At 43.4% G+C, this 12763-nt stretch carries 12 protein-coding genes; 4 read left to right on the top strand and 8 right to left on the bottom strand.

Annotated elements, in window-relative coordinates; translation table 11 throughout:
• Positions 1–35 precede the first annotated feature (35 nt).
• The 4 genes from aldA to SMUL_RS06060 all read right to left on the bottom strand — a co-directional run bounded on the left by aldA (position 36) and on the right by SMUL_RS06060 (position 5185).
• Positions 36–1484, bottom strand: a complete 1449-nt coding sequence (aldA, locus tag SMUL_RS06075) for an aldehyde dehydrogenase (protein ID WP_025344369.1) — start codon at positions 1482–1484, stop codon at positions 36–38.
• A 122-nt stretch (positions 1485–1606) separates the two neighbouring features.
• Entirely contained in the window at positions 1607–2545 is a 939-nt protein-coding gene (gene mmuM, locus SMUL_RS06070; RefSeq protein WP_223809784.1) for a homocysteine S-methyltransferase, read from the bottom strand.
• 43 nt (positions 2546–2588) lie between these two features.
• Positions 2589–3881, bottom strand: coding sequence for a nitrogenase iron-molybdenum cofactor biosynthesis protein NifN (gene nifN / locus SMUL_RS06065; protein ID WP_226980673.1), 1293 nt, complete (start codon positions 3879–3881; stop codon positions 2589–2591).
• Positions 3866–5185: a nitrogenase component 1 gene (locus SMUL_RS06060; RefSeq protein WP_223809783.1), complete on the bottom strand. Its 1320-nt coding sequence runs from the start codon at positions 5183–5185 to the stop codon at positions 3866–3868. The genes nifN and SMUL_RS06060 overlap by 16 nt, the downstream gene beginning before the upstream one ends.
• Positions 5186–5437: 252 nt before the next feature.
• Here SMUL_RS06060 and SMUL_RS06055 point away from each other — a divergent pair, with 252 nt between their 5' ends.
• Genes SMUL_RS06055 through SMUL_RS06045 form a run of 3 tightly spaced genes read left to right on the top strand, consistent with a single transcriptional unit; the run spans position 5438 to position 7407 of the window.
• Positions 5438–5815 carry a DUF362 domain-containing protein gene (locus SMUL_RS06055; protein WP_025344365.1) on the top strand — a complete coding sequence of 126 codons (378 nt, stop codon included), beginning with the start codon at positions 5438–5440 and terminating at the stop codon, positions 5813–5815.
• A gap of 4 nt (positions 5816–5819) precedes the next feature.
• Positions 5820–6203, top strand: a complete 384-nt coding sequence (locus SMUL_RS06050) for a NifB/NifX family molybdenum-iron cluster-binding protein (protein ID WP_025344364.1) — start codon at positions 5820–5822, stop codon at positions 6201–6203.
• Positions 6175–7407, top strand: coding sequence for an FprA family A-type flavoprotein (locus tag SMUL_RS06045; RefSeq protein WP_025344363.1), 1233 nt, complete (start codon positions 6175–6177; stop codon positions 7405–7407). The genes SMUL_RS06050 and SMUL_RS06045 overlap by 29 nt, the downstream gene beginning before the upstream one ends.
• Here the strand turns inward: SMUL_RS06045 and SMUL_RS06040 are convergent.
• The 4 genes from SMUL_RS06040 to SMUL_RS06025 form a co-directional block, all read right to left on the bottom strand.
• Positions 7372–7794, bottom strand: coding sequence for a response regulator (locus tag SMUL_RS06040; protein ID WP_025344362.1), 423 nt, complete (start codon positions 7792–7794; stop codon positions 7372–7374). The genes SMUL_RS06045 and SMUL_RS06040 overlap by 36 nt on opposite strands.
• Positions 7794–9008: a sensor histidine kinase gene (locus tag SMUL_RS06035; RefSeq protein WP_025344361.1), complete on the bottom strand. Its 1215-nt coding sequence runs from the start codon at positions 9006–9008 to the stop codon at positions 7794–7796. The genes SMUL_RS06040 and SMUL_RS06035 overlap by 1 nt, the downstream gene beginning before the upstream one ends.
• Positions 8996–10777, bottom strand: a complete 1782-nt coding sequence (locus tag SMUL_RS06030) for an EAL domain-containing response regulator (protein ID WP_025344360.1) — start codon at positions 10775–10777, stop codon at positions 8996–8998. The genes SMUL_RS06035 and SMUL_RS06030 overlap by 13 nt, the downstream gene beginning before the upstream one ends.
• Before the next feature lie 95 nt (positions 10778–10872).
• Positions 10873–11541, bottom strand: a complete 669-nt coding sequence (locus tag SMUL_RS06025; RefSeq protein WP_025344359.1) for a response regulator transcription factor — start codon at positions 11539–11541, stop codon at positions 10873–10875.
• A 121-nt stretch (positions 11542–11662) separates the two neighbouring features.
• On the opposite strand from SMUL_RS06025, the gene SMUL_RS06020 reads away from it, so the two are divergent.
• Complete coding sequence (locus tag SMUL_RS06020) at positions 11663–12754, top strand: HD-GYP domain-containing protein (protein ID WP_025344358.1); 1092 nt, start codon at positions 11663–11665, stop codon at positions 12752–12754.
• Positions 12755–12763 lie beyond the last annotated feature (9 nt).

Raw genomic sequence — 12763 nt, 5'->3', positions numbered from 1 at the left:
ACATGTAAGGAAAAATCCTTACATGTAAAGCGGTTTTATTGCTTATTGAGGTTGTATTGCAGGTAAACAACTTTGGTTTGCAAGAACTCTTCAAGCCCGTGTTTTCCATCGGCTCCACCAATTCCCGATTTTCGCCATCCCGCGTGAAATCCTTGCATCGCTTCAAAATTTTCACGGTTGATGTAGGTCTCTCCAAATTTGATCTCTTTGCACGCACGCATTGCGACATCGAGATTTTGCGTGTAGATGGACGAGGTCAGACCGTACTGGCAATCATTGGCTAAGCCAATCACTTCATCCAGCGTATCGAAGGTCATAATCGGAAGCACGGGACCAAAAATCTCCTCTTGAATCACACCCATCTCTTGTTTGACATCGACCAACACCGTTGGTTCGTAGTAGAAACCATCACTACGAGACGCGCGTTTACCGCCCGTCGTGAGTTTTGCCCCTGCGTTAAGAGCACTATCCACCAACGCTTGCACATGTTTTATCGCCGCTTCATTGATGAGCGGTCCCATATCGACTTTCTCAGTGAGAGGATTGCCATAGGTCGTTGCCGCCATCGCTTTGGTGATCTTATCCGAAAACTCTTGCGCGATGCTTTTATGCACATAGACGCGCTCAGCGCAGTTGCAGACTTGACCGTTATTGATGACGCGCGAATTTTTGATCGCTTCAACGGCAAGGTTGATGTCCGCATCGCACATCACAATCGCAGGCGCTTTTCCACCCAGTTCCAACGAGACTTTCGTGACATTTTTGGCCGCCGCTTCCATGATTTTCACACCCGCTTCCACACTGCCTGTGAAACTCACGATGCCCACTTTTTCATGCCCTGCAAGTGCATGCCCGACCAGTGAACCAGAACCCGAAACAAGGTTGAAAACGCCTTTAGGAAGTCCGATTTGGTCGACCAATTTGGCAAATTCAAAGGCGTTATTGGGCGTATCAGAACTTGGTTTGATGACAATCGTATTGCCCGTAAGAAGAGCGGGGGCTAGTTTTCGTGCGATTAAGAAAAACGGAAAGTTCCACGGCAAAATGCCTGCTGCCACACCGATGGGAAGTTTGAATAAAAAGATATTTTCATTAGGACGATCACTTTGAATAATCTCACCCTCATACCGCCTCGCCCACTCAGCCATGTAGTCGATATAATCGGCGGTAAAATTGACCTCAACCGTTGCAAGTCCCAACACTTTGCCCTGCTCTTCCGTGATGGTACGAGCGAGCATTTCGGCATTGTCTCTAATCTTTTGCGCCATCTTTTTCAAATACCCAGCCCGCTCAATCGCAGGAAGTTTTTCCCATAAGCGCTGTGCAATTTGAGCAGATTCTACCGCCGCAGCAACATCACTCGCGCTGCCTTTTGGAATATACGAAATCACCTCTTTAGTCGAAGGATTAGTGACGGGAATCGTCTCTTTGGAAGCGATAAACGCACCATTGATATACATCTGATAGACTTTCGTTTCTGCCATGGTATGCTCCTTAAATAAGTTTACATGTAAACCCATTCTACTCGCCAAATGTAAACGGTTATCAGAAAAAATATTTTTGGTGCATTTTTAATCTTACATGTAAAGAAAAGAAACACTCCGCCCTAAGCTCTCACCCACTGTGCAATTTGAGCAATGTCCTCAGGTGTCGTTTGACAACATCCCCCGATGATACGCGCCCCTTTTTGATACCACGTATACGCCATCTTGCCATAGGAAGAACTTTGAGAGATGCCATCCCATGTTTTGGTCAGCGCATTGTAGGTCGATCCACCGTTGGGATAGACGATAATCGGCTTTGAGGAAACAGCTTTAATCTCGTCGATCAGCGATTCGATATATTGAGGAGCGGTGCAGTTGATGCCAATCGCAACGATCTGCTTTTGCGTCTCAAAAAACGCCGTGCATTCGCGTATGGACTCACCGCTGTTGATATGCGTTCCATCTTTGGCGCTAAAACTCACCCACGCTGACATTGTAGGGTGTTCTTCCAAGAGTTTACACAGTGCTTTCGCTTCGATCAAACAGGGAATCGTCTCACACGCCAAAAGATCAGGCTTGGCTTCGATAAGTGTGGTAAGGCGTTTACGGTGGAAATCCATCAACGCTTCCACACTCAGCCCATAATTGCCCCGAAACTCAGAACCATCGGCAAGGTAAGCGCCATAAGGCCCCACCGAAGCGGCAACCAGAGGTTTTTCTCGTTTGAGATGGTTTTGCTCGTTTTCCCAAAACGTATCGCGCACATTTTGCGCAATGGTGATCGAAGATTGTATCAGCTCTTTGGCCTCTTCTTCGCTCATGCCACGCTTCATAAACCCTTCAAAACTCGCTTGGTAACTCGCCGTCGTAATGCAATCGCTGCCAGCTTTGAGGTAATCCAAATGAACTTCCGCAATCGCTTCTGGTTTTTCCATCAGAAATTTAGCCGACCACAAAGAGTCGTTAATATCATAACCTTTGCGCTCCAACTCGGTACCAAATGCACCGTCAATGATCAGCACTTTTTGCTTTTCGAGTATTTTCTCAATAGGATTCATCATTTATCCTCATTTTTTTTAATGAGCTAATACTATCATCACTCGTTTAATGATGGGCTAAAAGATTGTTCACCTCACACAAAAAGGCGCAACTGCCTTCATACAAGATGTTATAACGAAGCCCGATGCCGACCTGCTCGTAATTGGGAAATCCTCGAATGAGAAGCGCTTTGTGATGCTTATGGGCTAAACGTTCACCGTGGTAGTTGGCGATGAGCATATCCATCTCAGGAAGCCTCTTTTCCACCTCTTCAAAATCGCCGATTTGCATTTTACATGTAAAGGCTTCTTGGATCTCACTGCGTTGCGCGATGTACGCTTCACACGTACTTCCTGCTTCTCTAAGCGCTTTAGACATTGCATACGCACTATCGGGTTCATCGGCGATCAAAATCTTCGCTTTTCCAAGGGTAAAATGGGTATCTAAGAGTACATCTTGCAAGCGAGCACGCCATCGTTTGACGACGCTTGGTACACTTTTGCACTGTAAAAATTCAAACACTTTGGCATAGAAATCATCACTTGCTTCTAAACCGATGAGACTATCAAAATGCAAATGCGTGCTTTGAGGAAATTTCTCATAAAAGAGCTCGCCACATTTTTTAACCGACCGCCCAATGGTGATCACAGCCCCCGCATCACCTAGTTTTTCGATGTCGGAAACACTAATGCCACCGCTGCTGAGTGCTCCTTGTTTGACGCCCAAGTGACCATCGAGCGAATCGCTGAGATCGGGGAGTGCGAAGACCACCAAGTCCAAAAGCTCTAACGCTTCTTTGAGTTTTTCGACTTCGATGGGGCTAAAATTGACATTGGGGATGAGGAGCACTTTATCTTTTTTGACTTGCGTGGTTGGCTCTATGAGTTGCGTAATGATGTTTTGCACACTCAAACTCCAACCGCTCTCCAGCCCTCCTTCAAAATCAGGCGTATGCACATAGACCATTTTTTGCTTCTCTTTTAAAAGCAGTGTCGCACCCTTGATGTCATCGCCTTTAGTCTCGGTCATACCCGTTGTAAAAAGCCCGACCAGATCGGGCGTTACTTTTTTAGTAATGTTTTCAACCGCTTCGGAGATGCCTTTATCGCCGCCATCAATGACGGCGGTAATGTCATTGACCGCGGTGGTTTGAATGGCGATAGGATCGTTAAAGTGTCTCGTAAAAAGCACTTTCGTAAAGGAAGCGCACCCTTGCGCCCCGTGCATCAAAGGCATACAGTTTTTAATGCCTAAAAATGCCAGTGTCGCGCCCATCGGCTGAGAGAGCTTGAGAGGGTTTACATGTAAAGGTTTCATGCTCATTGTTCTGAGCTCTTTTAAATTCATACTAGCTCCCATGGTGCAGCCTTTCCAACCAGTTTAAAGACAGGATTTGCAAGAGCCGAACAGACATCACTCGCCAAATTTTCAAGCCCACCGTACGCACCGTAACTCACTTTTTTCTCTTGATTGACATCGACAAAGGCAATGCGCTTTTTAATCGCCGTGTAAAGACTGCGCCCACCTGCAAGCAAGATGTCAACCTTGTGTTCATCAATGAGTTTGGGCTGTTCAACACCTGGGTTTTTAAAGACGATGGGCACATATTCACTCGCTATCGCCACATCTTCTTCGGTTGCTTTTTGCACACAGGTTGCGACCACTTCGATGCCAATGTCTTGAAGGGCTGAAGCGATCGACCATGATTTGTTGCCACCCGTGTTTAAAATCGCTTTTTTGCCTTTAAGCATCAGATGGTACGGCTTCAAACGCTCCGCCAATTTCGCCTCTTCTTCGGCGATAATTACTTCCGCTTTGGTGATAAGTTCTGCGTCACCAAACGCGTTCACGATAGAGCGAATCGCATTGGACGTGTCGCGTTTACCGTAAAAGGAAACGCTGACATAAGGGATATTGTAGCGCTCTTGCATTTTTCGGCACAAGGTGACTAAGGATTTCGCACAGACGATGACATTGAGCTTTGCGGTGTGCGCCATTTGTATCTGCTCGAGTCTGCCATCTCCTGAGAGAGAAGAGATGACTTTGATTCCGATACGTTCAAGTATAGGCTTGTACTGCCACATATCGCCCGTGACGTTATAATCACCGATCAAGTTAATGCCAAACGGATGAATGCTTTCAGGCTCACGCGTACCCACCAGCGCGTCTAAAACCGCTTCCCCTGCAAGACGAGAGCCTAAGTTTTTACTGCCAACAAAACCGGGTGAATGCACAGGCACGATGGGGATGTGAAACAGCTCTTCTGCGGTTTTACATGTAAAGTCAATATTATCCCCGATCATCGCTGTCACACAGGTTTCATAGACAAAAATCGCCTTAGGTTTTTTGTGCTCCACGATGTACGCCAACGCCTCAGCTAGCTTTTTGTCACCACCAAAAATGATGTCTTGAGTCGTAACATTGGTGCAATAGCCTAGTGGCGTGTTGTTTTCACCTTCATAGCTTGTAAGCGTAGCTCGAGTCTCCCACGAAGCGCCAAGACAAGTGTCGGGACCATGCACCAAATGCACAGCATCCGCATAAGGAAAAAGTGATATTTGCGCTCCCTCAAACGCACACCCTCCGCTCGTCGCTCCAGGTTTCGGTTTATCACAGCTACTTTTTTTGGTTTTGTTATGAGAACAAGCACTCTCGTTTAACAAATCCTTGATCAGTTTTTTGTTTACCATAGTAATGAATTTGCACAATTCATTCCGTATAAGAGGCTTTTAATGCTTGTTAAAAATTTATGCAAAAGAATTCTTACGGAACACCTCTTGCAAAGAGAGGAGCGTGTACCTTTAAAAACCCTTACTTAGATACTCACAATGTGGTTTGCCCCCGCTTCCATGTTGTGGGTACTTTTCAGCAAGGATTTTTTGAGTTACTAATCCATTCCCATCAAAGGATTTATCATGGCAGTAAGAATTACAGAAGTATGTATTAATTGTGACAGTTGTATCGACGAGTGCCCAGCAACCGCAATCGTTAGTGCAAGCGATTCACCGATCAATGGCGACACAACCTATGTTAAACCTGAAAAATGTATCGAGTGTTCGGATGGTACGACACCAAAATGCGCAGACGCCTGTCCTACCGAGGGCGCTATCGTTTGGGATTTGCCGTATACGCCTGAATACAATGCGTATTATGTTGCAGGTCACGAGAGCGGTCTTTACAATATTCGTGAACACAAGAAAAACGGCATTATGTTTCCTGAGGTCTCTCCAAAACCTTACCGCGAAGCGATCTCTATCGCTGATCGCCAAGCGCACGCCCCTGTAGCAGGATAACATCATGAAAATAGCATTTGCATCGACCGATAACATTCATGTCAATGACCATTTTGGTTGGTGTAAATGCTTTTACCTCTACGAACTCAAAGAGGACTCTTTTGTGTTTCTAAGAGCCCTCGAATCACCCAATGAGATCGCGGAAGAAGGCGATAAACTCGCCTACAAAATCGAATGCCTAGAAGATGCTAACATTCTGTGCGCTTCGCACATCGGACCTCGCGCATCGCTCATGGTCAAGGGATCGGGCATTTTTGTGCTGAAGTCTGAGAAAGAAAATGAGCGCATTGACACTCTTTTAACCACGCTCTTGACATTAAAAAACAGCAATCCGCCTCTTTGGATGCAAAGGTTTCTCCATGCCGCATCTTCCCATAACCCTAGCTAAGGACATCTATTTTATAGGTGTCTTTGACCCCGATATTCGTACCTTTGACATTGTCATGAAAACCGCCAATGGTTCAAGTTATAATGCCTATCTCATCAAAACGACCGAAGGTGTCATCATCGTCGATACGGTTAAAAAAGAGTTTCAAGACGACTTCTTTTTACATGTAGAGGCACTCTGTTCGTACGATGAGATCAAATACGTCATTATCCACCACATCGAGCCTGACCATTCAGGCGCCTTGCCTGAACTCATAACCAGAGCGCCTCACGCCAAAGTACTCATCTCACCTCAAGCCACGACGATGCTCAAAGCGCTTGCAGGCAGTGTTGAGATCACCTTTGAGACCATTTGGACCAACAAGCAGCTCACGTTGGGCGACAAAACGATTACCTTTTTGACGACGCCTTATCTGCACTGGCCAGAGACAATGAGCAGTTATGTGCATGAGGATAAACTCCTTTTTAGCGGCGATGTTTTTGGTGCTCACTACTACGACAAACGCCTTTTTAACGATAAAGTAGGCGACTTTTCCTACGCGTTTCAATACTACTATGACCACATCATGCGCCCTTTCCAAAGCTATGTTAGAAGTGCGTTGAAACTGTACGAACGTTTTGACATAGCACTGATTGCGCCGCTTCATGGTCCTATTTTGCGTGAAAATCCACAGCAGTATATTGAGTCTTACCGTCAGTGGAGCCATAAAGTCGAAAAGTACAAAGCGGGTAAAAAAATTCTCTCTATTTTCTACCTTACCAGCTATAAAAACACCCAAGAGATGGCGCAAGCTATTTTTGAGGGGTGCGAGAGTGTCGAAGGCGTGGTTGCCAATATGTACGATCTTGCTTCCATTGAAGAGCAAAACATGATGGCGATTTTGGAAGAAAGCGATGGCTTTTTAATCGGCACACCCACGATCAATGCCGATGCGCCCAAACCTGTGTGGGACTTGCTCTCTTGCTTGATGTTTTTAGACAAACAAGGCAAATGTGCAGGCGCTTTTGGTTCGTACGGTTGGAGTGGTGAAGCGGTCGATCATATCTTGGCACGTCTCAAATCGCTTAAACTTCGTGTACCGCCACTCACACCTCTGAAAATCAAACTGATTCCCAGTGTGGCAGAGCTTGAAACCTGCTATGAATTTGGGGTAGAATTTGCAGAAATTTTACAGGGTAAAATGGTCGAAATTGATCTTGCCTGAGCCATTTTTAACAATGCAGCAGGTATAAATCTTTTCAAAGAGTTCATCAATATCGAAAGGTTTGCGAAGATAGTCATCGACCCTAAGCGCTTTGGCACGGGTAAGGTGTTCTTCTTCACTGTGCGCGGAAGTGATAATAATGGGAATCTCGGCATTTTCCATACGAATGCGCTCCATCATGCGAAAGCCACCCATAAAAGGCATTTGCAGATCGGTAATAATCACATCGGGAGCATTTTGGTAAAATCGATACAACCCCTCTTCGCCATTGCGTGCGGTGTAAAATTCATCAAAAATCGTATCAAACAGTGTAAAAAATGAGTCTAAAATATCTTTTTCATCTTCAATAATCAACGGACGAATACCTTTGAGTAGCGCTAAATCCATTACAGCAACCCTTGCAAAACAATCTCAAATTTTGCGCCTGTCTCGGTATTTTCAACGCTGATGTGACCTTGCATGTGCTCTTCAAGGATAATTTTGCTCATGTAAAGCCCCAGTCCTGTTCCATGTTTTGCCCCTTTGGTTGAAAAATAGGGCTCAAAAATGTAAGGCATCACAAACGCATCGATTCCCCCACCATTGTCTTCGATATGAATAATAATCTTCCCCGCCTCGCATCGTTTTGCACGAACCGTGATCCGTTTGGAAAACTCTCCGCAACTCTCTAAAAGCACATCTTTGGCGTTGTTGAGGATATTAATAATGGACTGCCCAAATTCATTGGGATAGCTCTCGATTTTCAGCCCCTCTTCGCTTTCAAAACCAATTTCAATGCCATGCGCGGCAACGATGGGCTTGACCATCTCTACGGCATGGGAAAGTTGCTGCTTGATGTCAAACACTTTGATCGACTTGTCGGGTTTAAAAAAGTCTCTAAAATCATCAATCGTTTTAGACATCTGCACAATCTGGCGCATTGAGTCCTCTTTAAACTCATCCATGATACGCTCATCTAATTTTTGAAGTTTGTACTTAAAGACAATGTTTTGCGCTAAAAGAGAGAGAACATTGAGGGGTTGTCTCCATTGATGCGCAATCATACTGATCATTTCGCCCATTTGGGCATGACGTGATTGTTGAAAGAGCATCATCTCTTGTTGGCGGTTTTTTTCGATTTGGACTTTGACTTGCATTTCTAAGTTTTCATTGAGTGCTTGCAGTGCATACTGCGCCTCTTTCAGCTCGGTAAGATCAATGATCGCTGAGATACGCACCGTCTTTCCAAACCCTTTGACACTAGCGCCTCGCACCAAGCCTGGAAAAATTGTGCCATCTTTGCGCACAAGCATGCACTCATACATTTCCGTACGAGATTTTGTTGACTGTTCTTGTATCAAAGCTTTCGACTCAGGGGCGATAAAATCGAGCAATGGTCTGCCTAAAATCTCTTCTTTATCGGTTCCACCAAAAATTTTCAACGCTTGCACATTAATCTCAATCACACACCCTTTATGGGAGACGACCATACCTTCAATGGCAAAATCGATCAGCTGCTTAAATTTTCGCTTCTGCTGCAAGAGCAGATAAATCCATAAAATACCCACCAGAAGGATAAATCCAATGACAAAAACTGTTGTGAAGAGGGTTAAAGACGACATGGCAACTCCAACCAAGGCTCACCAATGTAGTAGCCTTGAAACTCATCAACTCCCATCTCCACCAGTTGATCAAAGATCAACTGGCTGTGCACATACTCTGCAATCGTCTTTACATGTAACGCTTTTGCAAAGGAGACAATCCCTTGGACAAGAAGACGCGTCTTCTCACTCATATCGATCTCTTTGATCAGGCTACCATCAATTTTAATGTACGCAGGATTCAGTTGCATGACGTGCGAAAAGTTAGAATACCCTGTACCAAAATCATCAATAGCGATGGGTGCCTCTTCGTATTGGATATATTTTAAAAAGTTCTTCACCGTGTTTAAATCGGTCGTTTTTTCACTCTCAACCACTTCAAAGACAAGATTAATCGCTTGATTTTGAGCGCGAAATGCCTCCATTTTTGAACGTAAAAGGTCGCGAATCTCTTTGTTGAGCATGTCACGAAAACTGATATTAATGGAAAAAGTAACAGTGGGATGCGTTACCATCAACTCCAACACTTTTTCGATCATCTTGTGACTCAGACTATCGTACTGTCTGGTGCGACGCGCAATGTCTAAAAAGTAGTACGGAGAGACATATTGTTCTTGCTCCAATTTGTCCTTCGTTTTGATGCGAATCAGCGCTTCATACTTAATAATTTCACCCTCTTTGTTGCAGATGGGTTGGAAAAAAGGAACCACATTGTCTTTATCCAGCGTATCGGCAATCACATCTTGCCAGTAAAAATCATTGGCAAGGGATTCTGTTTCATCTAAATTGCTGGTGTATACCACAAACGATTTTCCCGATTGCTTGGCAAAATCAAGCGCAGTGAAGGCTTTATTGAAAAGATTTTCTTGATCAAAAGTAACCCCCATAGAGATATGAACCAGAATCCTCTCATTCAGCCCTTCAACTTTAATCGCGATGCCATTGAGAAGCTCCAGTGTTTGGTTAATATCTTCGTAAATTTTTTCAGGATTGAGCTCGGTATCAAGATGCAGCATTGCAAACTCATTGGAAGAGACACGAAAAACACTGTAACACATCGATGTAGCCACCTCTTTGAGGTGGTGAGCAAACTCTTTGAGAATCTGATTGCCTACTTCAATACCATAGAGTTTGTTGTAATTTTTAAACCGATCGATGTTGATGAGAAACAAAGAGGGAACTTCAACGGGTTGAATGTGACTTAAAATGCTGTCGAGTGTATTTTTATTGGGGAGTTTGGTCAATGCATCCGTATGGAGTTGCTCTTCAAGAGCCGATTGTTGCAGTACAATGGTTTGCTTGAGTGAACTTGTATAAGCGCGTCGCTCTTCTTTGAGTAAAATCGTCTCAACCGTTGATGCAAGTGAGTCAAACAATTGGTCAAATTCAATTGGTTTTAAGATGTACCCATCCACACCCAAACGAATCGTCTCAATCAAATACTCCACATCATTGTGCGCCGATGTGACAATAATCGCCGTCTCTTTGCAAATTTTACGAATTTTAGCAATCAAGGCAATGCCATCAAATTTGGGCATTTTAATGTCGGTAATCACCAAATTATAACGCCTCGATTGAGGCTCACACGAGAGACCTAAGGCTGGAATATCAAGTTCTGCATCAATAAAGAGATCATACGCATGTTGCCCATCACTGGCAACATCAATGGAGTCAAAAAATTCACTTAAAATTGAATGCGTATATTTTCTCGTAACCTCATCGTCTTCAATGTATAAAATTCGTATCTCTTTACAACGAGATTTGAGACGCTCCATCGCTGATGTATCCATCATATGCCTTATTTTTTGGATCAATAGATGGATTATAGCTCAAAAATATGGTTCATTATTCGTTTATTATGAGGATTCTAAGAAATGTAACACTTTTATAACACTAAACGATACCCTGTTCCATACTCCGTCATAATATAACGTGGCTTCTTTGGGTCGTCGCCTAGCTTTTTACGAATATTTTGAATATGGTAATTTAAAGATTGCGGTGAGCTCAAAGATGAGAGATGAATCGCTAAAACATTGCGATAAACCACCCTATTTTTGTTCTCTATGAGGAAAGAAAGGATTTTGTACTCAATCGCTGTGAGCGAAACGGGTTTTTGATTGAGTAGAATGGTTTGGTTGTTGTAATCAATGGCAAGATTGTTTTTATTAAATTCCATTTTAATCATCGAACAGCGTTTTAAAATTGCCCACATGCGAACTTCCAACTCTTCAAGCATAAAAGGCTTACACAAATAATCATCCACACCAAAACGAAAGGCTTGAACTTTTGCTTCTAGATTGGAGTGACAGCTTAAGACAATGATAGGAATACTGCTTTGGTTGTTGATCTGTTTAATCACTTCAAAACCGCTAAAATCAGGAAGGCTTAAGTCCAACAATAAAATATCATACTGCTGTGCAGAAAGCTTTAAAAGCCCATCAATGGCAGTTTCAGAAATATCAATTTCAAACCCTACACTCTCTAAATACTGCGCGACTTGACCTGCCGCATCGTAGTCATCTTCTATTAAGAGAACTTTAATTTTCTTTTGCATTTTGAGAAACACTCCAAGCATTATATTATTTTGTATTATACATAAAGCACATGATTTTGCAAATATCATTTTAAAACTTTGTTATAATGCGCGCATATCATTTACGACCAAAGAGAAAATTATGAACTCAGCGGAAAAACAGCTTTCAATTTTAATGGAATTTGGTAAAGTTATCAACAAAACCAAAAGTTTAGATGATGTGTTAGAGTCCATGGCACATTTTGCGAAAGAGATTTTACAAGCAGATCGTTGCTCCATTTTTGTCTACAATAAAGAAAAGGATGAGCTCTGGTCAAAAGTTGCCCATGAAGTCCATCCTATTCACTTTAGCACGCAAAGAGGTGTGGCAGGCTATGCAGCGCTGTCCAAAGAGACACAAATTGTTGTGGATGCTTACAATGATTACCGCTTTAACCCCGAGATTGATAAAGCCACAGGCTATTTGACACATACGATTCTCTCTGTTCCACTCTTAGATAATCAAGACCAGATCATTGGCGTTTTCCAAGCCCTCAATAAAAAGGTAAGTATCTTCACGAACGTGGATGCAGAGCTTTTACTGCTGATCTCAAACTATGCGGCTTCTGCGATTGAAAATGCCATTTTGTACGATAGATTGCGTGACACTCAAACCAAAATCATCAATAAACTCGCTTCCGCTGCGGAATTTAAAGACCAAGAGACTTCAAAACATACCAAACGTGTTGGACTTTACAGTGCGCTTTTAGCGGAGCAGTATGGCTTAAGCAGAGATGAGATTAGCAAAATTGAACTCGCTGCTCCCATGCACGATGCAGGAAAAATTGGTATTGCCGATAAAATCTTACTCAAACAAGACAAACTCACACCTGAAGAGTTTGAAACCATGAAAACCCATACTAAATTGGGTCACGATCTGTTGTTTGATGAGGAGAACGAGTACCTCAAAGCTGCAGCACTGATTGCATTGGAACATCATGAAAAATGGGATGGTACAGGCTATCCTCACGGTAAAAAAGGTGAAGATATCTCTATTTTTGGGCGCATTGTTGCGATTGCTGACGTTTTTGATGCACTCATTTCAACACGTCCGTATAAAGTGCCATGGAGTTTTGAAACGGCACATCAACACTTGCAACAGCACAGTGGAACGCATTTCGACCCTACGCTCATTGCCCTTTTTGACAAAAATATCGACAAAATTTATACGATTTATCAGGAACTCAAAGACTAGTCCATCTAA

This window comes from Sulfurospirillum multivorans DSM 12446, from assembly GCF_000568815.1.
Taxonomy (GTDB): Bacteria; Campylobacterota; Campylobacteria; order Campylobacterales; family Sulfurospirillaceae; genus Sulfurospirillum; species Sulfurospirillum multivorans.
This window is presented reverse-complemented; position numbering and strand designations above follow the sequence as displayed.